16 protein-coding genes and 1 tRNA gene are annotated in these 25439 nt (G+C 55.7%); all 17 read right to left on the bottom strand.

Annotated features, from left to right (window positions below; genetic code table 11):
* Positions 1-9 precede the first annotated feature (9 nt).
* The 17 genes from hmsP to P0H77_RS01270 all read right to left on the bottom strand — a co-directional run bounded on the left by hmsP (position 10) and on the right by P0H77_RS01270 (position 25246).
* Positions 10-2016, bottom strand: coding sequence for a biofilm formation regulator HmsP (gene hmsP / locus P0H77_RS01350; protein WP_276161364.1), 2007 nt, complete (start codon positions 2014-2016; stop codon positions 10-12).
* Between the two features lie 156 nt (positions 2017-2172).
* Entirely contained in the window at positions 2173-3171 is a 999-nt protein-coding gene (locus P0H77_RS01345; protein WP_276161358.1) for a glycosyl hydrolase family 8, read from the bottom strand.
* A 13-nt stretch (positions 3172-3184) separates the two neighbouring features.
* Complete coding sequence (gene bcsD, locus P0H77_RS01340) at positions 3185-3655, bottom strand: cellulose biosynthesis protein BcsD (RefSeq protein ID WP_276165219.1); 471 nt, start codon at positions 3653-3655, stop codon at positions 3185-3187.
* Positions 3652-7692 carry a cellulose biosynthesis protein BcsC gene (locus P0H77_RS01335; RefSeq protein WP_276165218.1) on the bottom strand — a complete coding sequence of 1347 codons (4041 nt, stop codon included), beginning with the start codon at positions 7690-7692 and terminating at the stop codon, positions 3652-3654. Before P0H77_RS01335 ends, bcsD begins: the two co-directional genes overlap by 4 nt.
* Positions 7682-10162, bottom strand: coding sequence for a cellulose biosynthesis cyclic di-GMP-binding regulatory protein BcsB (bcsB, locus tag P0H77_RS01330; protein ID WP_276161354.1), 2481 nt, complete (start codon positions 10160-10162; stop codon positions 7682-7684). Before bcsB ends, P0H77_RS01335 begins: the two co-directional genes overlap by 11 nt.
* Positions 10159-12273: a UDP-forming cellulose synthase catalytic subunit gene (gene bcsA / locus P0H77_RS01325; RefSeq protein WP_276161350.1), complete on the bottom strand. Its 2115-nt coding sequence runs from the start codon at positions 12271-12273 to the stop codon at positions 10159-10161. The genes bcsB and bcsA overlap by 4 nt, the downstream gene beginning before the upstream one ends.
* Before the next feature lie 17 nt (positions 12274-12290).
* Entirely contained in the window at positions 12291-13094 is an 804-nt protein-coding gene (bcsQ, locus tag P0H77_RS01320) for a cellulose biosynthesis protein BcsQ (protein ID WP_276161345.1), read from the bottom strand.
* Positions 13085-13774, bottom strand: a complete 690-nt coding sequence (locus P0H77_RS01315) for a cellulose biosynthesis protein BcsO (RefSeq protein ID WP_276161341.1) — start codon at positions 13772-13774, stop codon at positions 13085-13087. Before P0H77_RS01315 ends, bcsQ begins: the two co-directional genes overlap by 10 nt.
* A gap of 674 nt (positions 13775-14448) precedes the next feature.
* Positions 14449-15462 carry a dipeptide ABC transporter ATP-binding subunit DppF gene (gene dppF, locus P0H77_RS01310; RefSeq protein WP_276161335.1) on the bottom strand — a complete coding sequence of 338 codons (1014 nt, stop codon included), beginning with the start codon at positions 15460-15462 and terminating at the stop codon, positions 14449-14451.
* Entirely contained in the window at positions 15459-16442 is a 984-nt protein-coding gene (gene dppD, locus P0H77_RS01305) for a dipeptide ABC transporter ATP-binding protein (protein WP_276161323.1), read from the bottom strand. Before dppD ends, dppF begins: the two co-directional genes overlap by 4 nt.
* A gap of 10 nt (positions 16443-16452) precedes the next feature.
* Positions 16453-17355 carry a dipeptide ABC transporter permease DppC gene (gene dppC, locus P0H77_RS01300; RefSeq protein ID WP_276161322.1) on the bottom strand — a complete coding sequence of 301 codons (903 nt, stop codon included), beginning with the start codon at positions 17353-17355 and terminating at the stop codon, positions 16453-16455.
* Positions 17356-17364: 9 nt separating this feature from the next.
* Positions 17365-18384, bottom strand: a complete 1020-nt coding sequence (gene dppB / locus P0H77_RS01295) for a dipeptide ABC transporter permease DppB (RefSeq protein ID WP_276161321.1) — start codon at positions 18382-18384, stop codon at positions 17365-17367.
* Positions 18385-18553: 169 nt separating this feature from the next.
* Positions 18554-20161 (bottom strand): dipeptide ABC transporter periplasmic-binding protein DppA, encoded by a 1608-nt coding sequence (gene dppA / locus P0H77_RS01290; protein WP_276161320.1) that lies wholly within the window; start codon positions 20159-20161, stop codon positions 18554-18556.
* A 719-nt stretch (positions 20162-20880) separates the two neighbouring features.
* Positions 20881-20957, bottom strand: a tRNA-Pro gene (locus P0H77_RS01285).
* Positions 20958-21048: 91 nt separating this feature from the next.
* Entirely contained in the window at positions 21049-22731 is a 1683-nt protein-coding gene (gene eptB, locus P0H77_RS01280; RefSeq protein WP_276161319.1) for a kdo(2)-lipid A phosphoethanolamine 7''-transferase, read from the bottom strand.
* A 225-nt stretch (positions 22732-22956) separates the two neighbouring features.
* Positions 22957-24165, bottom strand: coding sequence for an MFS transporter (locus P0H77_RS01275; protein ID WP_276161318.1), 1209 nt, complete (start codon positions 24163-24165; stop codon positions 22957-22959).
* Positions 24166-24544: 379 nt separating this feature from the next.
* A complete protein-coding gene (locus P0H77_RS01270; protein ID WP_276161317.1) occupies positions 24545-25246 on the bottom strand; it encodes an autotransporter domain-containing protein in 702 nt (233 codons plus the stop codon).
* Positions 25247-25439: the final 193 nt, after the last annotated feature.

Genomic DNA, 25439 nt, shown 5'->3' with positions numbered 1-25439 from the left:
GCAATAAACTTACTCATCTTCCTTAACATGATGCGTTCTGAGCCAGGTTTGCTCGAACGCTTCCGGCGTCAGCGCACTGGCGAACAGGAATCCCTGAACATAATCCACCCCGGCGGCTTTCAGCCACTCATACTGCGCCTGCTCTTCCACACCTTCCGCCACAATGCTGAGATTAAGGCTTTGCGCCATCTGCACTATCGCCGACACCATGCTGGTGTCTTCCGGAATGCCGTCCACAAAAATTTTGTCGATTTTCAGCATGTCCACCGGCAGCGATTTCATATGCTGAAGCTGACGCAACCCGGCATAACCCATTCCAAAATCGTCCAGCGCAATACTCACGCCCGCGTTACGCAGCGGGCGCAGGATGGCAATGGCCGCCTGCGGATCGTCAATGCGGCGGCTTTCGGTCACTTCGAGGATCAGCGAACCCGGTTCAATGCGATAACGGTTAAGCAGTTCAAGCAGGTCCGGCACCATGTCGTGATGTAACAGCTGCAGGGCAGAAATATTTACCGACAGCGGCAGGCGCAGGTCTTTTGCCCGCCAGGCGGCAAGCTGGCGACACGCTTCTTCCAGTACCCAGTAGCCCACCGTGACCATCAGGCCACAGCATTCAATGGTGTCAATCAGATCGGAAGGTAGCTCCCACTGGCCGTTAGGCTGAAGCTGGCGTAATAGCACTTCGGCACTGCAGACCTTTCCGCTGCGGGTATCAATTTGCGGCTGTAGCCAGATAGCAAACTGTTGATTATCCAGCGCATTGAGGATATCGCTCTCTTCTGTCAGGCGGCGCTGCGCTTTTTCCATCTGTTCTGGATCGAAAAACTCAATCTGGTTTTTGCCTTTGCGCCGGGCGGTAAAGGCGGCAGAGAACGCCCGACGATAGAGCTGTTCGGCCGACAGGTCGCGATTAAACATGGCGATGCCAATGCTGGCGCTCGGGCGCAGCTGAATACCCTGCACCGGCAGCCGCTCGTTAATTGAAGTAAGTACTTGCTGACCTAACGTAATCGCGTGCCAGGGTTCTTTTACACCGTGCGCGATGACCGCAAAATCATAGCCGCTGACCTGGGTCAGAACCATTTTGGGCGACAGCACGGCTTTCAGCCGCTCGACCAGCGTCAACAGCAGCATTTCACGCTGGGTTTCCTGCAACACGCCCGCCGTATCCTGTAGCGTTTCACAGGCGATTACCATTAGCGCGGCGCCGCTGCTGCGCCCGGTGTTCTGTTCCAGCAGCGCCAGCAGGAAACTTTTATTTGGCAGCCCCGACACGGGAAACGCGGTGGAGTGGTTATTTAACTCGTCATAATGGCGTAACAGAGCCTGTTGGTTGCGGTTGTAGATGCGCGCCAGCATGCCGATTTCATCATCATGATGCAGCGTCGGCAGGCTAAGTTGATGGCCCGGCGCGTCATGAGGCGATGTCTCGTTAAGTTCGCGGGCGATCTGCCGCAGCGGACGCACCAGCAAGCGGCTGCTGCCCCAGGTGATCGCCACCGTCATGACCAGCACCAGAAGCAAGTAAGCAGTTACTAACGTTGAAATCGCACTCATGACAAAGCGGTACATGCGCCATGAGTCCGCCTGTAATACCAGATACGCCAGCGGCTGCGGATTGGCAGGCCGTTCCAGCGAGTAGATCGGCAATGAGATCTGGACCGGCAGTTCGAAAATACGCGTGATGGTCACCGGCACCGGTCTTTCGGTGATAAAGCTCATGCGCAGCGCCTGGAACTGATTCGGTAAAACCACGTCGGCCCGGCTGACAATCCCGGCTGGCTGGATGCGGCGCAGGATCGTCTCCGCCTCCGGAATATCACCTTTCAGAATAGAGGAGGAAAGCGGTTCGCGGACCGAGCGGGCAATGCTTTCAAGTTGAGATGCCGTGTCATAGCGACTCTGTTGCACAAAGTGAAAGAGTAAAATAAAGCAAAAAATAAACAGAAAAACCATGGCAACGACAGAAACCATCGCCATGTGTTTTATGGTTAGAGAACGGCTGACGCGCAAATTAACTCTCCACTAATACTGATCCAGAGCATCAGGTCAGGAAAGGTCTCCTGGCCGGGGGCGATTATACCCGATCGTAAGGCAATGAGAGAGAGAACGCGACGAATCCGCATTTACCGGTCAGTAAATGCGGAAGAATGCCACTTTTACAGGCAACTAATTGCCCTGGGCAGCCATCCAGACCAGCATTTTGAGACTGGCGGCGTAGTAATCGTCCTGGGCCGTGATCTGAGGTTCTGACTGACTCTCTCCCATCGTCAAATCGCGCACGGCCAGTAATCCTGCATTCATGTTATAAGGCGCACGCTCGCCGTTCACCACGTTAATCCAGGCTGGCGTTTGCTGACGCGGGAACTGCTTCCACCATTGCCGCCAGGGCTGAAGCAGCGGGCTTTGCGCATTTTGCCAGCGAATATAGAGCGGAATACGGATCGCATCGTAGCTGACGCGCGGCGGCCATTCTTGCGCCGGGCTCAGATTGCCGTCAGCAGAAAGCGCCACCCAGTCCGTTGGCAGTTGGGCCTCTCCCCATGCCATTTTACCGATCAGCGTCTGCCCGTCGCGCATTAGCTCCTGCCACACTTTAAGATAGCTGCGGCGGGCGAAATCCTGCCAGGCGGGGAAAATAAAGTAAGACGGATTCAGGTTAACCCGGGTATTGAGATTGAAGCCGTTTTGGCCCGGCAGCATGACACGGTAGCCGGCAAAGTCGATCACCGTATATTTGACGATGGCCTGAGTGATGGCGTCCGATGCTGCACCGTAGCTATTATCCTGCCAGCGTTGCTGCGCCTTCAATAAAGCCCAGGCAATTAACACGTCGCCGTCCGAAGCGTTGTTTTTATCGGCAATCGGATCGGGCGCAACCGGGTTATAGCGCCAGTAAAATAGCCCCGTCGCTTTATTTTTTAAATGACCGTTGGTCCATTGCCACAGTTTGTCGAAGGCTGGCCGGTCATTATTGGCGACCGCCATCAGCATGGCATAACCCTGCCCCTCGGTATGCGACACATTCCCGTTGCCGGTATCAACAATGCGACCATCCGGCATCAGGAAACGAGCTTTGTAGCTCTCCCAGGCCGTACCCGCCTGGACAACAGAGGTAAACAGCAGCGCGGTCATCACTACAGTGGCAGATAGCGTTCGCAAAACCATAATTTACTCATCGTTACGGATTAAAATAGCGGAACTGTACGTCGTCGACGGCAAAAAGCTGCTCCCGCTGAAACAGCAAATGCGCCTCTCCGCCCTGTCCCTGCAACCAGCGTGCGTAAAGTCCTTCCAGTATTGCACAAAAAGCATTACACCAGCGGACCTGTTGTTCTTCTTCACGGCCGATAGGCAGCGCCTGGTGGCGCACCACCAGCCCCAGCTCGTCGACGCTCACCGCCACCACGCCCCAGTTAAAAGTGGCCAACAGATGATTCATATTGCGTTCCAGGTCGCCCAGCGTCTCCGCTTCAGGAAGCGGAAACGCATCGGCCAGGGCTTCCCCCATCTGACGTAAAAATGGCTGGCTTTCGCGTTCACCCGCGTTGCGGATCATGCCGTCAACCATAATGGTCAGCAGATCAAACCAGCCCGGCGGCGTTTGTTGATGCTGGAAATAGGCCTTTAGCGCATTATTGTTATCCATTATTCATTCCCTAACATATAGCGGAACCAGAGCCCGGCGGTGCTTTCGTTGTAATCACCGAAGGTATCATAGCCAACCTGGCCGCCAATACTCATCTGTTTGTTTACTTTGTAATCAGCACCCGCGCGTACCGTGTAGCCGAGTCCGTTTTCCGAGGTGGCTTTATACTGTGCTTCTTTGGCAAAACCGCTGGCGACCGCCGTTTCAAGCTGCTGCTGCCAGCCGGACTGCGTCGGGAAGTAGTCGCTGCTGTCCTGAGAATAAGACTGATAACCTACTGAACCGCCGACTTTCAGGGTCCAGCTGTCATATTTCTGTGTTAAATCAACCGGCAGAGAAACGCTGACATAGTTTTGTGGACTGAAATAGCCGCCCTGGCCGAAAGTAAACTGGCTCAGGTTTTTCGAGTAGTCCATAAAGCTCATGCTCAGGCCGGTCTGTAGCTGGCTGTAATCATCGTGGAAAGGCCGCAGGTAAACGCCCGCATTGGCGTTGACGCTGGTGTTACTGGCGACGTTTTCACCGAGATAGCTATAGCCGCCACCGCCAATGTAAAAGCCTGCATCGCCATCGTCGTAGCTTAATTGCAGCGTACCGCCGTTTTTGGTTACCTGGCCCCAGCGCCTGCCGGAGTAGGAATCTTTGATGCCAACATAGGACAGCAGGCTGTCGGTCAGCGCACGCCGCTCACCGGTCAGGATCAATGACAGATAGTTAGTCAGCTTCGGCGACCATTTGACGCCGCCCACCAGGGTATTCAAATCCTGGCCCAGCGGCGTACTGCCGATATCAACGCGGTACCGATCGCCGCTCAGCGCCATGCTTAACTCTACGCCGTTAGCCTTCTGCGAATCGGTTGAAGAATCTCCCGCGTCATTGACATTGGGCTTGAGGTTAGAGGCCGCAAGATAGCTGGCTACCTGACCGGAATCGTAGTTACGCAGCCGCGCCAGATTCTCAATACCCGTGCTGGTGGTCGGATTCAGCGTAGCCGCATCAATGGTGCCCAGCGTACTCAAAAACTGAGCGCCCGGGTTGCTGGCAAAATAGGCCGTCTGCTGCGCTGCGGTCATCGCCGCAATCGCCTGCTGCTCGCTGGCGGCGGTAGCCGCGATATTAGAGACGGCATTCGCCAGCGGGTTCGATCCGTAACGCCGCCACGCATCGCCCGTGGCGCTACCGGCATTGAGGGTGATCGGCGTGGCGGTAAATTCAAAGCGCGACTCGCCGAACGGTGACGAAGACCAGGTCAGCGGCGCTTTAACTTCGGTCAGCTTGCTGGTGCCGGATTCACCATCGCGGCTGCGCACTTCAACACCGCCCTGCAACCAGGTGCCGGTTTTCTCTTCCAGTTGTTCCATCATGGAATCGATTTGCCGCAGCGTGCGGTTCTGCGCCGTTTCGACCGGCAGGTCAGTACGCTGACTGCCCGGCATGCCCGTCTCCGGTTCGCCGGTAGAGACCGCGCCCACCTGCCAGGGCAAGGTGCGCCCGTAGGTTGAGGCCGTCCGCGCCTGCGGCTGAAGCCGTGACGTGCCGACAAACGGGTTATCCGCCGCCAGCAGGCCGCCCACGCTGGGTGTCGCGGAGTTATTGGTGGTCTGCAAGCCCAGGACCCGGCCACGGGCACTACGCAGGTAAGTAAGTGCTCGCTGGTGGTTACCCTGCGCCTCTTCCACGCGCGACAGCAGGATCAGACGATCCGGCGTATTATCGTTACGCAAGCCGCGCGCCAGCTGTTCTGCACGGTCATTATTGCCTTCCGACAGCGCCACATCAATGGCTCCGGCCCGCGCCGCCTGGTCAGGCGTGTCGCGGGTGATCAGATAGTCGTAAACGACCCCCGCCTCTTTGTTCATTTTGCCGCTCTGATAAAGCCGTGCCATCGCGAACATTAAATCGGTATTCTGCGGATCCTGTTGCAGCGCGCGGATCAGCTTGTCGTAAGCCGCCGCATAGTTGCCCTGCTCACGCAGGCGATCCGCGTCGTTGACCACATAGCCATTTTGCAGACTGGCAAGCTGAGCCGGAGTACTTTCCGCTTGCAGGGTCGGGTTCGCCAGCAGCGCCTGCGCTTCACTGGTGAGGCCCGCCTGATTCAGGACCGTTACCTGATCCGCATAGTCGCCCGCGCCGCCGTGGACGCCAGAACTGATATTGTTACGCACCAGCGCGACGGCGGTGGTGATATCGCCGCTCTGCGCCAGCAACCGGGCCAGTTTACCGACATCAGCCGGATCTTTCGGCGGCTGCGACGAGAGCGCTTTCAGGGTATTCATCGCCGCCACGGCATTCCCCTGCGCGAGGTAATTCTGCGCCATGGCCATCTGCATGTTGTAATTCACCCGCTGGCGCAGATCGCGCATCTGCGTATTCTGACTGGAAGCCGGAATGCGGGAGAGCAGCGTTTGTGCCTGCTGCCAGGCGCCGTTTTCACTGGAAAAAAGCGCCGCTGCGTACAGCGCATTCGCGTTTGCGCCAGTGCGATAAGCAGGCGCCATCACGGCAGCCGCTTCATTCTCTGCGCCGGATTTTTGCAACAGCCGCGCCAGATCCAGACGCAGCCAGAAATCATCAGGATTACGCGCCACGCCCTGACGCAGAGTGGTTATTGCCTGCGGAATATTTCCACTGGCCGCCTGCTGCTGCGCCTGACGACGGATAGCATCACCCGGTACGCCAGTGACCACCCGCGGCTGAAGGCGGTTCTGTAGATTTTGCGGCAGCGTGCGCAGCACCGTTTGCGCTTCCGCCGTTTTGTTTTGATCGCGCAGGACGTAGTAGAGATTTTCCCGTGCCGCCGCGTTCTGCGGCTGATCGTTCAGCACCGCGCGCAGCGTCTGCTCGGCCTGGGCGTAATCTTTGTTCTGCCGCAGCAGGTCAGCACGGAATAATTTTCCTGCCGTACCGCGATCGCCGGTCTGCTGGGCCAGCGGCGCGGAAAGCGCCAGCGCCTGACTGATATTGCCCTGCTTATATGCCTGCTGCGCCTGGGCCAGCCTTCCGTAAAACTCGGCGTCATCGGCCTGATTTTTACGCTCGTCCGCCGCCTCGCCACCCTGACTGGCGGCCCGGTTAAGATACTGCGCCGCCGCCTGATAATCCCCGCTGCGCTGGGCAATGTAGCCCATGCCCGCCAGCGCGTCGGCATCCGCCGGGTTAGTTTGCAGAACCTGCTCAAATTCCTGCTTTGCCGCATCAACGTTACCGCTGTTCAGTGCGGTATAGCCTTCGCCTTTGGCAATGCCGCCGATACGCTCACGAAAATACTTCTGTACCTCGGTATCCTGCGGATGACGCTGAAGCCAGTTATCGTAATAACGCTGATCGCCCTGCTCTACGCCAAGCCACAGCAACGACTGACGCAGGCCGCTATCCGCCTCTTTATTACCGCTGGCTAACGGTTCGAGCATCTCCATTCCCTCGCGGCGCGTCTCTTCCCGCCAGGTCAGGGCTTTGCCCAGCGCCACGCGGATGGCATTATCCTGCGGGCGCTGCGCCACATAACGGCGCAACTCGCTGACCGCCTGAGGATAGAGCGCTTTGTCGCTTGCCATGGTCAGGTAATATTCTGCCGCAATGCCCTGCGGCGGCGTATCACCGCTGAACATGCTTTTCCACGTTGCCAGCGCGGCGGGAATATTGCCGCTACGGGCCTGCTGACGGGCGAGATTAAGCTGGCCCTGCGGCACGGCCGAAAGCTGCCTTGCGTTAGACAGCGCTTCAAGACCCGCATCATTGGGCGAAGCTTTTTCCAGCCGCGCACGCCACTGGGCCGAAGCCTGAGTATCCCCGCGCTGCTGGGTCCACAGCGCCATTAAATACAGCGCCTGCGGATTATTGGCATCCACCAGCAGCACTTTCCTGAGCGATTCCATCGCCAGTTCGTCGTGCGATTTCTCGTGCCAGTATTTAGCCTGTTCAAAGAGCGCATTGAGCGCCGCGTCATTCGCGGCGGCCAGCGCGTCACCCATCGTTCCCAGTGCCAGCACGCCGGTCAGGCACAGGGTGGATAAATGGCGTCCCGGATCATGTTTCATCATTGTGGTCGCTCCCTGAATAGAGACGTTTACGGGCATGCCGTCTGAACATGGCGGTTAATGCCACCCCCAGGATAGACGCGGCAATAAGTCCCACAATCGCCAGCAGCGCTGAATACTGGTTCGCATACCAGATAGCCATCATATAGCCCGGCATCTGTCCGCTCGGGAACTGGGTACTGACCCGGAAACTGCGAACGCCGTTTTCGTCGGTGATAATCGAGGTATCGCCGCGGATCCCTGCATTAATCCGCGATGAACTGAGGTCGTTGGGCAGCCTGGCAAGCTGATCGTCATTACTGCCCACGGCCGCGACCACCACTCGTTCGGGATTCCACGGCGAACGATAGCTAACAAACCCGCGCCACGCCTCGTTTGAGGAGAAATAACGGTCTGCGTCGATATTATCTGTAGACCAGTCGCCAAGCAGCCAGCGCTGTACCTTCTGCCAGGGAGTCGGTGGCCGAACGCCCAGCGTACTGTCGCCTGCAATGTACGGCGATTGCGACAGCAGCCCCTGAATAAACGCTTTCTGATCGAGGCCGCCTACCGCCAGCACATCGCGCTGGCGCAGATACTCAAGACTGGTACCGCCGCCGGGGATCCCCATTACTACGCGGTTATTGGCCAGCGCCATTCCGGTCGCATTACCGGAACGCGCGGCGAGATTCAGCAGCGTTGCCACCTGGGTCTCAGACGGCGTTTCCGGCAGCAGCATCACCGTCTGTGAATAGTCCGCCAGACGGGTAAACGGGAAGGATGCACCGACAAAATAGGAGAGGTTCGGCAGCATGGAAAAGTGCTGCGTATGGCTCAGGTCGATCCACGAATCCTCGTTGAGACGGCTTTTGATGTTGTTATTCAGCAGTACGCTACAGGGCGCGGTTTCCTTCGGCACCACGTTAAAGTAGAGAGAAAGCTGGTTGTCGCCGTAAATCAGATACGGCTCAAGCGGGATGGTCACCTTCTCCTGACGCGCATCGCCGCCCGCTTTACGCCACAGCATCTCAAGGAACCCCTGCTTGTTCATCGGCAGGTTACTCAGGAAGGTATTGTTCAGCGTGACGCTCAGGCGTGATTTCTCTTCATCAATCCAGGTTTCGGAAGGGAAGCGATAGCCGATATGCAGCGGGATAGTTTCACCGTCCCACAAATAGAGATCCGGCGCAGCGCGGAATGCCACCTGCAGCGGCGCGTGCCAGACGCCGGAAACCGTCGTGCTTTGATCTTTGCGGATCAGCTCCGACAGTTTGACCGGGCGGGAAGTCGGGATCCAGCGCGGAGCATCATACGGCTTACTGGTCGGGATCGCCTGCGCGTCAACTTCAGCACTCGCCGTCTGGCCAGGGAAATTGCCTTTCGCCAGCCGCCAGGCCGCCGCCCGCAGCGCCGCATCATCCTTACCCACCACCAGCAACAGTTTATAAACCGGATTGACCGGGTTATTGATGATTTTCAGCAGCGGCCCGTTAGTTTGCGGCAGCGTCAGTCCGCCGATTTGCTCACCGGGATGGCCGACGATAATGCCGTGCTGTTCAGGCAGGCGATTGCTCAGCGCGGTAAACGAAATGCCGCGATAGTCGGCCTGCATCCCCATCCACGATGAAATCAGTGCCGCCGCACTGACCGCATCCGGGGTCAGTTTCTCCGGGAAGCCAAAGGCCAGGTTAACTGGCGTCATCTGCTGGCTGTCAAAAAACGGCTTCGGAAAATGGCTGAGGTCGGCACCAATATCCAGTTGCTGTCCTTCAAGCTGAAAGCTTGAAGTGGGCAGGATCACCACCCGGTATTTATCGCTGATATCGCGCAGGCACTGCTGGGCATCGCCGTCGTTGATCCTGAAGCTCAGATTATTACTGGAAACCATCAGCGCCGCCGGGATATCCAGTTCAAAATGCGAGACGTTGTTTTCCGCCGCGCCCAGCGGCACGTTGCCCAGCGGCTGACCGTTGAGCTGAAGTTGCAGCGTCGCATTGCGGGCCGCCATTTCCGGGGAAACCTCGACGTCCAGCGCGAGCTGTGCGCTGGTGATCACCCGGTCACCTGGCAGGGTAAAATCGATCCCGCCCTGGAGTTGTCCGCCGGTAAGCGCAATACCCTGCAGGCTGCCCATTTGCGCAAAGGTCAGGCTGCTGTCTGCCGGAGGCATAAAACCGGAGGCGGTGGACGTAATGGGCGGCATGGCTGGCGGCGCATCGGCATCAGCGGCGTCAGGCGTCGGCTCCGGCGTCAGCATGGCGGGCGTGGTAGCCTCCTGCGTCGTGGACGGGTCTTCTGCTGCAGGCGCGGTGGTTTCGCTTGTTGCGGCATTATTATTCACAGGTGCCGCTGTCGCAGGGGCCACATCCGAGCCGGGTAAAGGGAAATTCAGCGGCGGCGTGGCCTGCTGGTCCGTCGCCGTCTCCTCTCCGTGGAGCACGGGCACAAACAATGTCCCTATAATCAGTGCCAGCGTCGTCAATCGCTTCATACGCGACTATCCTCCTTCGCCACCGCCGCAGCGGTAGCCCGATGACGCTGACGGCTGCGGCGCGATTTCCATGTCAGCCAGAACAGTTCAAATACGCAGCGCAGGATCGTCACAAACGAGCGGAAGGGATTATCCTGCTGGCGCGGCGGGTTGATCCAAGCATCGGCACGAGAAAGCACGACGCGGACCAGTTCACGGCGACGGGAGAGCGGAATATCTTCATCAAACATCACGCGGATAAAATGATTATCGACCGCCACCAGCTTCGCCGGAATGGCGATCGCCCCGGACTCAAGAATGAGTTCGATTTCTTCGATTTCATCGTGGGTATGACGGTCGTCAACAATGGAAATACGGCAGCCGCCCATGGAAAGATCCGCCGTCTGGCTGCGGGTCACGAAGCCGCTGGCATAGTGGATCAGCACCGGAATGGTCACCTCGATACGAATGGTTTTACGCGTCTGCCGCGTCTCACGGGCAACGGCAATGGCGGCCAGCAGGAAGATAAGGCTGTAAACGCCCCAGCCGATATTCAGCGCGATAACGCTGGGATCGGCGGTAAAGAAGTCATGGGCAAACGCACGTACGATCCCGGCAATCACCGCGACCGCCAGCAGGAAAGCAACCACCAGATGCGGTCTGACCACGCTGAAATCGAAGTAGCCGACGTCCAGCAATCCGCCTTTATCGGTCACGTTGAATTTGCCGCGTTTCGGGAAAATCATCGTCACCAGCGTCGGCAGGATCAGGTGAAATGCCAGCACGATATCGTAGATTTCGCCCCAGAAACTGTAGCGATAGCGGCCATTCATCCGCGATCCGACATAAATCGCAAGGAACAGGTGCGGTAGCGCATAGCCGAGGATCAGGCTGGCGGAAGAGTGGATAATATTCAGGTTAAACAGCAGGTAGGCCAGCGGCGCGGTGACAAACACCACGCGCGGAATGGCAAACTGATAGTAGAGCATGGCGCTCAGGTAGCACAGTCGCTGCTGGAAGGTCAGCCCGCGCCCGAACAGCGGGTTATCAAGACGGAAAATCTGCGTCATACCGCGCGCCCAGCGGGTACGCTGGATGACGTGGAGTACCAGACGCTCCGTGGCCAGCCCCGCCGCCAGCGGAATATCGACAAACGCCGATTTCCAGCCGCGACGCTGCATTTTCAACGCGGTATGCGCGTCTTCGGTGACCGTCTCAACGGCAAAACCGCCAATCTCTTCCAGCGCACTGCGGCGGATCACCGCACAGGAGCCGCAGAAAAACGTCGCGTTCCAGTTATCGTTCCCCTGCTGGATCGGGCCGTAAAACAGCATCCCTTCGTTGGGGATATTACGCCCGACCGACAGGTTACGTTCAAACGGGTCCGGCGAATAAAAGTAGTGTGGGGTTTGTACCAGCGCCAGCATCGGATCTTTCAGGAAGCCGCCAACGGTGGCCTGAAGGAAAATTCGCGTCGCCACGTGGTCGCAGTCAAATACGCAAATCAGCTCGCCCTGGGTGATTTTCATCGCGTGGTTCAGGTTGCCCGCTTTGGCGTGGTTATGCTCGGTACGGGTGATATACCCGACGCCCACGTCCTGGGCGAAAACGGCAAATTCCCGACGACTGCCGTCATCGAGAAGATAGATTTTTATTTTATCTCTCGGATAATCAATACATTGCGCCGCCAGCACCGTGTCACGCACCACTTCCAGCGGCTCGTTATAGGTCGGTATATAAACATCCACCGTCGGCCATAGCGACATATCGTCCGGCAAAGGAACAATTTCGCGTTTTAACGGCCAGACGGTTTGCAGATAATTCAGCAGCAGCATGACCCAGATATAAACTTCCGCCAAAAATAACCCCATCCCGAGAATGGCTTCAATCTCGGAATTAAAATGCAGGGTTTGCGTCAGGCGAAAATACATATAGCGGGTGGACATCAGTAACGACATCACCACCATAATCACCGAAATACTGCGGCGCTTACTGAATCCCATTAAAAACAGAATGCCAATACTGAGCAATCCAAAAATATACTGCTTCTGGCTGTCCATTGGCGTCACGATCACCAACAAGGCAACCGGCGCTAACGCCAGCACCAGCATATAAAACAGGAACTTTTTCATATGTCGTCCTGAATAAATTAAAGCCCGGATTTGCGCGACACGTTATGTACCGTGCCATCACCAACGTTGATCCCTAATTTGGCAACGATTTTTCTGGCAATGATTTCGATATCAAATGCCGCCGCTGAGGAAGGGCTGAAGTCAAAAATCGACTTTTGCGAGGCGTTGGCTTCGCAGACGCTTTCATCGCGATGAATAATCCCCAGCAGCCGATCGCCCAGACGCTCTTCCAGGAAAGCAGTGACGTCACGGCTAATCTGGCGGCGGGTATCGCTTTGGTTAATAACGAAAAAATGGCCGTGATTATGGTTCAGCTCGTTGCCGGTTAAGCGCTGATTTTCAATATGCGGCAGCAGAGACATCGAAGCCGTATCGGCCAGCAGGGTGACCAGATGCAGGTCGGCGAAAGGCGTAATGGCTTTTAGCGCCGCTGACGGGCCGGGAGGAAAGTCGGCGACAATCACCAGTCCCGGATAATTCAGCAGCGTGCCCAGACCGCGCGCCAGAAAATGTTCGTCGCTGGCCAGATTTTTTTCAAAGGTCAGCCGCTGCTCTTCGGTCACATCGCCATAGGGGAGCACAAAAATATTGCCTCCGGCGGTCAGCACATCCTGGCCCCAGTCGTAAGATTCTGCGGACTTCGCCACGTAGCCACGATCGTCAGATAGCGGAACGCCAAAATGCAGGCGCAATGCGTTCTGCATATCAAAATCAATGGCCAGTACCTTGCTACCCGAGCGCGCCAGCGCATAGGTCAGGTTCGCCGCAAGGGTTGTTTTCCCTACGCCCCCTTTGGGTGAACACACACAGATCAACGGCATGAAGCAATCCTTTCTAACAGTGATTTGAGAGGCAACGCCTTCTCTTCATTGGTTTTCTCGTCCGTAGCAGGTGGCTCGGCGGTTTTCGGCGCAAACAGACGGGAATAATTCACCGACTCAGGCGATGGCGGGACCACGCGCGATCGGACAACGGGTGGTGCCATTGGCGGCTCAGGGTGCGGATGGGCCACGGGCACGTCAGGCCGGGCGACCGGCTGCGAGCGATCGACGGACGATAACGGGCTGGAAAAAGGCGGCGCTGAAGGCGGCGGGCTGGTGAAAGTTTTCGCAATGGAAACCGACGGTGCCGGGGCATTGACCTGCAGCGGCGCAGGCGCCACCGTAGCTTCCGGCTGAGCGGGCGAGGCTGGCTGTAGAGCCATGCTTTGCATTAGCGGCGGCAGATTATGAGGCTGAGGTACAGACCGTTCAGGTGTCGCAGCCTGAACCGATGAGGACTGCGGCGTACTAAAAATATGTGCCGCCACGGTTTTCGGCACCGGTGACGAGACGTGTCCGCCCATCGCCAGTCCGGGTTCTTGCCGGGTCGGCGACAACTGGTTAATGAGCGCCCAGTCCCCCCGCTCCTCGGCAGATGACTGCGCAGACAAGTCTTTATAATTCTCTAATTGCGAGCGGGTTTTATCCTTAAACCGCTGCAAATCATCATAATGGTTCATCGCTAACACCATGACTTAAAAACATTAATTGTTTCCCGCTTCTCTTATGACGCATCCATTCATCTACAGCATAGATTACTTTGCTGCTTTAGGAATACTTCGCACGCTAAAAGTCTTACTGATAATATAATTAATAAGTGCAATCATTTTTTAGATATCAGTACGTTAATGAAGTGCACCATTACATATTAGCCGTAGCGCTGGCAAATTTCTCCCATAAAAACGGGCGTTATATCTAATAGATAATGCGTATTTTTATAAGCGCAGTCATGAGAATTTGCTTAGTCAGCTATGAATAATGGCTGGCTAAGCAAAAAGCGTTATCGGCACTGGGCGTAATCTGATTAAGCCGGAATGCCCGCTTTGCCGGGTGCCGCTACGCTTACCCGGCCTACAAATTCTTTGTTATCAATTACCTGAAGATAATATTAACGACCAGGCGCAATACCGTAGGCCCGTGCAAGCGAAGCGCCGCCGGGCAAAGTGGCACAGCTTTGAGTTGGGGTGGTTGTCTTGCCGGGTGGAGCTGCGCTTATTCGGTCTACAAAAGCATCAATACAATAGGTTATTCGTAACCCGTAGGCCTGTGCAAGCGTAGCGCCGCCAGGCATCATTCCACGGTATAACGTTTGTCAGCAATCAGAGACCAGCATTGCGCTGGTCTCTGATTAACATTACACCCCTGGTTTCTCGCCGTTCACATCCTGATCGACGGCAAAGCAGGCCACCAGCTGACCGCCGTACTCTTTAAGCTGCGGTTGTAACTGGGTGCAGGGGCCGAAGCGGCGGCGACAGCGGGCGTTAAAGGCACAGCCCGGCGGCGGATTCAGCGGGCTTGGCAGCTCGCCGGTCAGCTTGATGCGCTCGCGGCGATCGTCCGGGTTCAGGCGAGGCGTGGCGGAGAGCAGCGCCTGGGTGTACGGATGCAGCGGATTAGAGAAAATCTGATCTTTGGTTCCCTTCTCCACGCAGCGGCCCAGATACATCACCATCACCTCATCCGCAATGTGTTCGACCACCGACAGATCGTGCGAGATAAAGACGTAGGAGAGCCCTAAATCCTGCTGCAAATCCATCATCAGGTTCAACACCTGCGCGCGCACCGAGACGTCCAGCGCGGAGACCGGTTCATCGGCAATCACCACGTCCGGGTCGAGCATCAGACCGCGGGCGATAGCAATACGCTGACGCTGACCGCCGGAGAACATATGCGGATAGCGATCGTAATGCTCGGTTTTCAGCCCCACTTTCGCCATCATCGCCAGCGCTTTTTCACGGCGTTCGGCTTTGCTCAGTTCACTGTTAATCAGCAGCGGTTCTTCCAGGATCTGCCCGACTTTTTTACGCGGATTTAGCGAACCATAAGGGTTCTGGAAGACAATCTGGATTTTCTGCCGACGCAGCTTTTGCGCCTGCGGATCGTGCTTGAGCAAATCCTGGCCCTGAAAATAGAGTTCGCCGCCGGTCGGCGTTTCAATCATCGTCAGCAGACGGCCAAGCGTGGACTTCCCGCAGCCGGATTCCCCGACCACCGCCAGCGTTTTACCGCGCTCCAGGTTAAATGACACGCCATCCAGCGCTTTCACCAGGCGTTCCGGCGCAAAGAGCCCCTTCTTCACCGGATAGTGTTTTTTCAGGTCGATAGCCTGCAACAGCGGCTGTTGCAGGGTGGCCTCTTGCGTACTCATAGTGTGGGCCTCCCGGCATCATCGAGTGGGTAGTGACATTTAGACTGACGACCGTTATCGACGGTATTCAGCGCGGGTTCTTCTGCGCGGCAGCGATCGGTCGCATACGGGCAGCGCGGGTTCAGCAGGCAGCCGTTGGGACGATCGTATTTTCCCGGCACCACGCCCGGCAGCGACGCCAGACGCGCTTTATCCTGAGCGAACTCCGGCAGCGCGCGCAGCAGGGCCTGGGTATACGGATGGCGCGGCGCGCGGAAAATCTCCGTTGCTGCGCCGGTCTCTACCACCTGGCCTGCGTACATCACGATAATTTTATGCGCGGCTTCCGCGACCAGCGCCAGATCGTGCGTAATCAGGATCAGCGCCATGTTCTCTTTCTGCTGAAGCTCCAGCAGCAGTTCAATAATCTGCGCCTGAATGGTGACGTCCAGCGCCGTTGTCGGCTCGTCCGCAATCAGCAGTTTTGGCCGACAGGCGATCGCCATCGCGATCATTACGCGCTGGCTCATCCCGCCGGAAAGCTGGTGCGGATAAACGTCAAGGCGCGAGGCCGGGTCGGGAATGCCCACCAGGTTCAGCAGATCGATAGCCCGTTGACGCCGGGTTTTCTTATTCCCCCCCTGATGCACCTTAATCGCTTCCATAATCTGAAAACCGACGGTGTAGCACGGGTTGAGGCTGGTCATCGGATCCTGGAAAATCATCGCCACTTCAGAACCGACCAGGCTGCGGCGCGCTTTCTCAGAAATACGCTTCAGATCCTGGCCGTTGAATTCCAGATTTTCCGCCATCACCCGGCCGGGATAATCAATCAGTCCCATGATCGCCAGCGAACTGACCGATTTACCGGAGCCAGATTCACCAACGATGCCGACCACTTCACCCTGATTCACGCTATAACTAACGCGATCCACGGCGCGGAATGGCGCATCTTCGTCACCGAAGTGCACCGATAATTTATCTACATTTAATAACGCCATCTCGAACCTCTTACTGCTTCAGTTTGGGATCGAGCGCGTCACGCAGACCGTCACCCATCAGGTTAAATGCCAGCACCGTCAGCAGGATCGCCAGACCGGGGAAGGTCACGACCCACCAGGCACTTTGTGCGAACTGCAACACGTCGGAGAGCATGGTGCCCCACTCCGGTGTCGGCGGTTGCGCACCCATGCCAAGGAAGCCAAGGGCGGCCATATCGAGAATGGCGTTAGAGAAGCCGAGCGACGCCTGAACGATCAGCGGCGCAAGACAGTTAGGAAGAATGTTGACGAACATCTGGCGCAGCGCGCCTGCGCCCGCCACGCGCGAGGCGGTGACGTAATCGCGGTTCACCTCAACCAGGACAGCGGCACGCGTCAGACGAACGTAGTGTGGCAGCGCCACGAAGGTCAGCGCCAGCGAGGCGTTGACAATCGACGGCCCGAAGATGGCCACCAGCACCAGCGCTAGCAGCAGACTCGGCAGCGCCAGCATGATATCGACGATACGCATGATGATGTTGTCGATAAGGCCGCCGAAGTAGCCCGCCACCAGACCCAGCACCACGCCCATGATCAGCGACAGCACCACCACCAGACAGCCGACCAGCAGCGACAGGCGCGCGCCGTACATCAGGCGCGAGAGCGTATCGCGGCCCACATCATCGGTGCCGAGGATATGCGTCCAGCTTCCGCCATCCTGCCATACCGGCGGGGCTAACAGCGCTTCGCGGAACTGATCCGCCGGATTATGCGGCGCAACAAAGTTGGCGAAAATGGCAATCAGTACCACGATCACCACGTAAGCCAGGCCGACAACCGCGCCTTTATTGCGCTTGAAGTAGTGCCAGAACTCCTGGAGCGGCGTCATCGGTACAGGTGCAGCGATAACTTTATTTTCAGTAACTTGTGACATGACGGCCCCTTACTTCTTATGACGAATACGCGGGTTCACCACGCCGTACAGCAAATCGACCAGCAGGTTGACGAGAATAATCATCGTCGCCACCAGCAGTACACCGCCCTGCACCACCGGATAGTCGCGGCGTTGCAGAGCATCGATCAGCCAGCGTCCCAGGCCCGGCCAGGAGAAGATAGTCTCTGTCAGGATCGCCCCTGCCAGCATTGTCCCCACCTGCAAACCAATGACCGTCACCACCGGCAGCATGGCGTTACGCAGGGCGTGAACGATGATGACGCGCATCCGCGTTAAGCCTTTGGCGCGCGCGGTACGGATATAGTCCTCGCCCAGCACTTCCAGCATGGCGGAGCGCGTCATACGCACGATCACCGCCAGCGGAATGGTGCCGAGCACCATCGCGGGCAGGATCATGTGCGCCAGCGCATCAATGAAGTTGCCCTCTTCGCCCCAGATGGCCGTGTCGATCAGCATAAAGCCGGTTAGCGGGTTAGAGTCGTCGAGGAACACCATATCGCTGACCCGTCCGGAAACCGGCGTCAGGTTAAGCTGTACCGAAACCAGCATGATCAGCATCATGCCCCACCAGAAAATCGGCATGGAGTAGCCCGTCAGCGCCAGGCCGACAGCGGTATGGTCGAAAATAGAGCCACGCTTAACGGCGGCCAGCACGCCCACGGGAATACCGACGGCGACAGCGAAAATCATTGCGCAGACGCCGAGTTCCAGCGTCGCTTTAAAGCGCGGCACGAACTCTTCCCACACCGTGAGACGGCTTTTCAGCGAGATGCCCAAATCACCGTGCATCACGCCCCAAATATAGTTGAGATACTGCTGCCACAGCGGCTTATTGAGGCCGAGTTCAGCCAGCAGCTGCGCATGGCGCTCAGGGGAAATACCACGCTCACCTGCCATGATCATCACCGGATCGCCGGGGATCATATGGACAAAGGCAAAGGTGAGAAGGGTAATACCGATAAACGTCGGGATCACAAGTCCCAGACGTCGGAGGATGAACTGCAACATAACCCGGATTCTCTGTAATGACGTCTCACCTGGAGATCAGACGTCTGTATTGCTCACAAATCTCATTCCCCTTTACGGGAATAAAGCACTGCTGCCGGGTGGCGCTACGCTTACCCGGCCTACCTTCGTAGGTCCGTGCAAACGCAGCGCCGCCCCTTTGACATTTTAATTATTCGACAGACACGTTCTCGAAGTGGTGTTTACCCAGCGGATCAACAACATAGCCTTTAACTTCTTTACGCACCGGCTCATACACGGTGGAGTGAGCAACGATCAGCGCCGGAGCCTGCTCGTTCATCACCACCTGAGCCTGTTTGTAAAGCTCGATACGCTTGTTGTGATCTTCGGTCGCGCGCGCCGGTTGGATCAGGTCTTCAAACGGCTTGTAGCACCATTTAGAGTAGTTCGACCCCTGCTTCGCCGCATCGCAGCTGAACAGCGTGGCGAAGAAGTTATCCGGATCCCCGTTGTCGCCGGTCCAGCCCATCATCACGGTCTGATGCTCGCCAGACTTCGCACGTTTCAGGTACTCGCCCCACTCATAAGTGACGATCTTCGCCTGCACGCCGACTTTCGCCCAGTCAGCCTGAATCATCTCTGCCATACGGCGAGCGTTCGGGTTGTATGGACGCTGTACCGGCATTGCCCACAGATCGATGCTAAAGCCTTTTTCCATACCCGCTTCTTTCAGCAGCGCTTTGGCTTTCTCCGGATCGTAGGTGTAATCCTTAACGTCGTCGTTATAGCTCCACATGGTCGGCGGGATCAGGTTTTTCGCCGCCACGCCTGCGCCCTGGTAAACCGCTTTGATGATCGCTTCTTTGTTAACCGCATAGTTCAGCGCCTGACGCACTTTCACGTTATCCAGCGGTTTTTTCTCAACGTTGTAGGAGAGATAGCCAACGTTCAGGCCCGCCTGCTCCATCAGGTTGATGTTTTTATCCTGCTTCATACGCGCGATGTCAGCCGGGTTCGGATACGGCATCACCTGGCATTCATTTTTCTGCAGCTTAGCGTAACGCACGGAGGCGTCAGGCGTGATGGAGAAGACCAGACGGTCGATCTGCGGCTTGGTGCCCCAGAAGCCCGGGAAGGCTTTATACAGAATGCGCGAGTCTTTCTGATACTGCTGGAGCTGGAACGGACCAGTACCAATCGGGTTCAGGTCAACTTTATCCGGCGTACCGGCTTTCAGCATGTTGTCCGCGTACTCTTTAGACAGAATAGACGCGAAGTCCATCGCCAGATCCGCCAGGAACGGCGCTTCCGGACGGGTAAGCACAAACTGAACCGTATTATCATCGACTTTTTTGATTTCGCTAATCAGCTCCGGCAGGCCCATGCCTTCGAAGTATTCATAGCTGCCGCCGGAGATTTTGTGGTACGGGTTGCTTTCGTTTTTCTGACGATCAAACGAGAATACAACGTCATCAGCATTGAACTCACGCGTTGGTTTGAAATCTTTGTTGTCCTGCCACTTCACGCCTTTGCGCAGATGGAAGGTATAGGTTTTACCGTCTTCGCTGACTTCCCATTTCTCAGCCAGACCTGGGATCACTTCAGTAGTGCCGATTTTGAATTCCACCAGACGGTTATAAATCGGTACAGAGCTGGCATCGTAGGTGGTACCAGAGGTGAAAAGCTGCGGGTTAAAGCCCTCAGGAGAACCTTCTGAGCAATACACCAGCGTTTTCGCCTGAACGCTTGCTGCGACAGTCATAGCCACCAGGCTCAAACCAAGCTTCAGCATCCCTGACTTCTTCAAGGAAATACTCATTCTTCTGCTCCAATGTGATGGGTGTTGTGTTTACCCCGGCAACGGGGCCATACCGCCAGCCTTTATTTATAATTTCACCGGTCTGGTCAGTAGCAATGAGGGTGGGAGAATCCGTGCAATCGATTGACTGAGTAGCAGTACAGATCGTCCGTGAAATGCCCCTCATGGCCTACAATCTGTCAACAGAATGTCAAAACGTCAATACAGGTAACCGGGATTTACATCAGGGATGAGAATTAACAAACAAAGATTAAAAAAAGTTCAAGCCACCATTTCCAGCAGGGAAAATTATGCTAAGGCCTCTGATGCAGAGGATTATGCTGGTTATTTCCTGTAACGCAGATGTTAAATTTCAAACATATTAAGAAAAATTTCTTGCAAAATGGTGAATATATGAGCGATTAATACCGCGAACGTTAAAACGCACAGCGGAAAATGCTGGCATTATCCATAAGTAACGCGAAAAAAGGTTGATACATATATAAAAAAATACAATGGATTATGTCACAAAATCGAGAGGCGGCAGTGGGAGTGGCGGGAGAATTGTGATAACCATGAGGATTAATTGCAGCAAGATTGTTAACAGCAGGTTTAGCACTCCAGACAGAATAATATGTTACCGCTGATCACAGAGTTTGCCCGAGTCGAACCTCCTGCTCCAAAGGCCTTCATCCGCTTCAGATGCAAAAAAGCCTGCTCAAGAGCAGGCTTTTCAAATTTGGTCGGTGATAGAGGATTCGAACCTCCGACCCCTTCGTCCCGAACGAAGTGCGCTACCAGGCTGCGCCAATCACCGAATGCGGGGCGCATCTTACTGCGCGGCCAGATGTCCGTCAATCCCTTAGCTAAAAAAAGCCAGCCGATCGGCGAGAAACTCGCCGGACCGCTTATTTCTTAGCTGTTGCGGGTAAACGGCACCAGTTATTGTTCTCATTAATCCCGCCATCCGGCGAGGTATACCCCAGGCAGCCCATGATGGTGTCGAACAATTCGATATGATGACGCGGCACTTTCATCTGCGCCTGGGCCTTCATCTTCGCCATTGCCTGCGCATGATCCGGGTTCTCCAGATACTTATCGGACATCCAGACCATCATCGGCACGCGGAACTGCTCTGGCGGAGCCATATTGCGCGGGGTGCCGTGCAAATGCTCTTTCTCATTGATCGACTCGCCGTGATCGGCAGCATAGAAAACAATCGCCTTCTTATCCCGGACCTGGTCGATCACTTTGCTGATAAAGTAATCCACATAGCTGACCGAGTTATCAAAGGAATTGATCATCTGCGCTTTGGTACAGCCGCCGTCAACGCCCATACACTCCGGCGTCCACTGCGCGAAGCTGCGCGGGTAGCGCTGGGTATAGTTAAAGTGCGAACCTTTGGTATGCAGAATAATCAGGTGTTTACCTTCGGTATTGTCCTGCAACGAGCGCTGCATCTCATCGACCAGCAGCATGTCATCTACCGGTTTACCGCGATTACGCGGCTCGGCACCGATTTGCTCACGATAGGAAATATTGTCCGCCATCGTGTTGCTGTAGAACCACATTTCACTCTGCATCGCATAGAGGTCGGAACTGAAGCCTAACTGCTTGAGTACCGCAAAAACGTTCTGCTCTTTCAGCGTCCGCTGTGGGTTAGTGTCTGCACCACCTTCTCGCACAAACATGCAGCGCAGGGAGAGTTTGGTGGCGGTATCACACGAGTAACCGCGAAACGCTGCCAGATTTTTCTCCTGAGATAATCGCGGAGTGGTATTACGCTCATAGCCAAAAAGACCCATATGATCCCAGCGGGTCGTTTCACCAATGATGAATACCACGTAAGTATCATCCAGATCTTTCGGCGCTTCCCAGGTGAATTTCTTCGCCGGGTTCATCAGCGATTTATTATCCGAAGATTCATCCACCTGCGCCCAGGCATACAGCCCCAGCGCGGAGAGCCAGTTTGATGGCAGATAAGAGTTTGCCACTACGCCACCGTAGCTGGGTAAATCAATCCCCGTCTGGTGCTCAACTTTCTTCTGCTGAATATCCAGCAGGCGAATAGGTCCCCAGACCAGCAATCCGGCGACGACAACCGCCGCGACACTGCCTATGCGCTGGCCCGGCGTGCGTAGCTGGCGCATCAGCGTGTAGGGGCTGCGATTACTCCAGATGAAAATTAACGGCACGATGCTCACAAAGAACATCCATAGCAGGAAATGTAGCCCCACGACTTCTTTCGAGAGATCGATGTCGGTAGTCATCACCGAAGCAATAATGCCGTAACCAATGACGACATTAAGGAAGGTCATATAGTAGCTGGCCCCGGCCGAGCAGAGCACCAGCAGCGTGACGAGAATGCGCCAGACGCGGCGACCGAGTAGTGACAGGATACGTAGCAGGAAGAAGGTCACCAGCACAGTAGCAGCCAGCTCAACAACCGCAGCGAATCCTTTCCAGATGGTAAAATTCTGCGCGTAACTGTCAAACCGACGGACAAAAACCGCGCAATTCATAAACAGGCCGATATAGATGGCCAGCAGGAGGCTCAGCGTTTGCTGAGACATCACTTTAATATATTTCATGCAAACAACCCTGGGAAAAGGGACTTATAAATCAGCCGGCACCCGCGTGCAGGCTAAACAAAGCGCGAATCTCTGTTATTAGACATGGCTAAGCGCGGCTAAGTAGACCACAGGGAAATGGAAAAGTGTCCAGGAGAAATGTGATCTGACCAATTATTTACAAAAATTGTTGGTCAGATCAGGAAGATAGGTTAGCAGGCTAAGTAAGTGATTCTATTAATACCATCAATATGTGGCATGGGCTTCATGGTACATTTCGCGCTGCGGCTGACGAATCGTCGTTGAAAGCGCCAGCGACAGGATCAGCAGGGCAAAGATGACGCAGAAGGTGACATAAAAGCCGCCGAACAGCGAGGCAATAATCGACCCGCAGATACTGCCGATCCCGAAGCCTAAGTAAATCACCCCATAGTTTTTCGCCAGGTTGTTCAGGCCGAAGAATTCGCTGACCAGCGACGGGAAAACGGTGATAGTACCGCCGAAGTTAAAGGCTACGCAGGCAATGGCAGCGAAGAACGTCGCTTCATTCAACGGCGCAAACAGCAGCGCGGCCATACCAACCAGGGAAATCACCTGACCTATCGTGATCACGCGAATGCGGGCGATTTTATCGGACAGAATACCCAGCACTAAACGACCGCTCAGGTTGGCGATAGAAATTACCGTTACGGCATTAGCCGCAGTGGCGGCGTCCAGACGTACCATGCCCTGCGCGATATCTTTCGCTACACCAATGACATACAGGCCGCTCATGCAGGCGGTAAGGAACATTACGGCCAGCATCCAGTATTGCGGTTTACGCATGGATTGCGCGAGGGTGAAGTCATTCTCTACCGCGCCATTAACGGCTTTCACACTCTGCTGAGGCGCATCTTTCATCAGGGTAGAACCGGCGACAATCATTACCAGTACGATGGCACCCCAAATCATGAAGGTTTTTTCGAGCCCGACCGTTTCAAGAAGATGGCTGTCGATAAATTTGAAGCCAAGGCTACCCAGACCATAGGAGCCAATGGCCAGCGCGGAGATCACCCCTTTACGCTCCGGGAACCATTTCACGCAGTTGGAGAGCGTCAGCAGGTAGCCAGCACCATCCGCCAGACCCACCAGCAGACCCGCGCTGATCCACAGCATCAGCAGGTTGCTGGAATGCGCGGTCAGGAAGAAACCGACGCCGAGCATGATCCCGGAGGCCATGGTGACGCGTTTCACGCCAAAACGCTCCTGAAGCTTACCGGCAACCGATGATGAGAGTGCCAGACCAAGACTTAACAGGCCAAACGAAAATGCGACCTGGCTTACCGGCTCATCCAGCTTGCTGGAGAGCGCGCCGTTAAACAGGCTCCAGGTGTAGACCGATCCCAGCGCAAACTGGGTAATAATAGTGCCGAATAGCGTTAGCCAGCGGGTACGATTGTAGGTTGATGTGTTCATGGCAAGCGTCCAGGTCATCAAAATTGAAGGATTTCACTGCCATCAACGATAACGAAATCCTTTCAATACCTGGGGGAAAACGGCATGAAGTGCCGCAGGGACGGAATGAACTGCATGGAATGCAGAATGAATGGCATTGCATGCAGGTTATGCGGGGTGAAAGGTTGGTGATGTTGGGCAGGCCAGGATCCGGCATCGCAGCCATACATGCCCGGTGGCGCTGCGCTTACCGGGCCTACGCGTTGGGCAAAAGGCTATTCCGGGGGCGGTGCCGGAGGGGAGGTTTTGGACGAACGTTTATTCCGGGGATAAGGCGGAGGCGTTTTTTTAGGCCGGGCAAACGCAGTGCCGCCCGGCAGGTTTAGCCAAAGTCGCCGCGTCAGAACCGCGCGCTCACCCCCATCGTATACAAATAATTCGCGCCTACATTGGTGTTTTCCGCCTGAGAAAGCGCTGCATAGGCCGCCAGATGCTGATTCAGCAGCATATCCGCCCCCACGGTGACATCCAGCCAGTTGCCCTCCTGATCAAACGCGCTCATACGATTAAGACCAGACTGCGATTTCCACAGGTTGTCGCCAAACTGCTGGTTATAGCTAATTTGCGCCCAGGGACGCAGATCGCCAAAGCGCGAGTCCACGCGCCAGCCGAGTGAACTGACGCTGGCATGCCACAACGGGTCGAGCCCCTGATTCACCACGCTGTCGCCGAACTCGTTATAGATGGAAGAGGAAGAGCCATCATAATGCCACGCGGCAACAGGCCCGGTAGTGACATTTTCGCGCAGGGCAATATTCCAGCCAAGACTCATTGAGCTGGTCGCATCCAGCGGCGTGCTGTCCGGCAAATTTACCGCCAGACCGGGTACATTTTGCGCCGAGCTGATCCGCTCAGCGAGGATGTCATTGTAATTAGGTTGGTGATCGTTATCCCATGTATAACGTTCAGTCGTATTACTTTGCTGGTCATCAACGATATATTCCTGTTGCCAGGCGTTTGCTGTGTCCATCCAGAGCAGACATACAGACATAGCTGCCAGGAATATCGTGTCCCGGCCACCACTGCGCTTTTTTATTATCATCAAAGCGACTCCTGGAAAGAGCCGAATTCGGCGATTTTTTGATTATGTTTGCGGGAAAAAGGACTCCATGTCATTCGAGTTGAACGAACGCGACCACAGATCTGCAACTTGAAGGATGATGGGCTTAACCCTGTATTAAATATTGTCTTTTTAACAGACACGTCAAGCCCGCTGGCTGATATATTTTTGTAAA

This window comes from Superficieibacter sp. HKU1, from assembly GCF_029319185.1.
GTDB lineage: Bacteria > Pseudomonadota > Gammaproteobacteria > Enterobacterales > Enterobacteriaceae > Superficieibacter.
The sequence above is the reverse complement of the archived record's forward strand: the minus strand, read 5'-3'. Positions and strand labels throughout refer to the sequence as shown.

What these genes read in the sequence shown, in the direction of transcription:
- P0H77_RS01345 (WP_276161358.1), bottom strand. Translation starts at nt 3,171, where the DNA reads ATGGTTTTGCGAACGCTATCTGCCACTGTAGTGATGACCGCGCTGCTG.
- P0H77_RS01335 (WP_276165218.1), bottom strand. Translation starts at nt 7,692, where the DNA reads ATGAAACATGATCCGGGACGCCATTTATCCACCCTGTGCCTGACCGGC.
- bcsB (WP_276161354.1), bottom strand. Translation starts at nt 10,162, where the DNA reads ATGAAGCGATTGACGACGCTGGCACTGATTATAGGGACATTGTTTGTG.
- bcsA (WP_276161350.1), bottom strand. Translation starts at nt 12,273, where the DNA reads ATGAAAAAGTTCCTGTTTTATATGCTGGTGCTGGCGTTAGCGCCGGTT.
- bcsQ (WP_276161345.1), bottom strand. Translation starts at nt 13,094, where the DNA reads ATGCCGTTGATCTGTGTGTGTTCACCCAAAGGGGGCGTAGGGAAAACA.
- P0H77_RS01315 (WP_276161341.1), bottom strand. Translation starts at nt 13,774, where the DNA reads ATGAACCATTATGATGATTTGCAGCGGTTTAAGGATAAAACCCGCTCG.
- dppF (WP_276161335.1), bottom strand. Translation starts at nt 15,462, where the DNA reads ATGAGTACGCAAGAGGCCACCCTGCAACAGCCGCTGTTGCAGGCTATC.
- dppD (WP_276161323.1), bottom strand. Translation starts at nt 16,442, where the DNA reads ATGGCGTTATTAAATGTAGATAAATTATCGGTGCACTTCGGTGACGAA.
- dppC (WP_276161322.1), bottom strand. Translation starts at nt 17,355, where the DNA reads ATGTCACAAGTTACTGAAAATAAAGTTATCGCTGCACCTGTACCGATG.
- dppB (WP_276161321.1), bottom strand. Translation starts at nt 18,384, where the DNA reads ATGTTGCAGTTCATCCTCCGACGTCTGGGACTTGTGATCCCGACGTTT.
- dppA (WP_276161320.1), bottom strand. Translation starts at nt 20,161, where the DNA reads ATGAGTATTTCCTTGAAGAAGTCAGGGATGCTGAAGCTTGGTTTGAGC.
- eptB (WP_276161319.1), bottom strand. Translation starts at nt 22,731, where the DNA reads ATGAAATATATTAAAGTGATGTCTCAGCAAACGCTGAGCCTCCTGCTG.
- P0H77_RS01275 (WP_276161318.1), bottom strand. Translation starts at nt 24,165, where the DNA reads ATGAACACATCAACCTACAATCGTACCCGCTGGCTAACGCTATTCGGC.
- P0H77_RS01270 (WP_276161317.1), bottom strand. Translation starts at nt 25,246, where the DNA reads ATGATAATAAAAAAGCGCAGTGGTGGCCGGGACACGATATTCCTGGCA.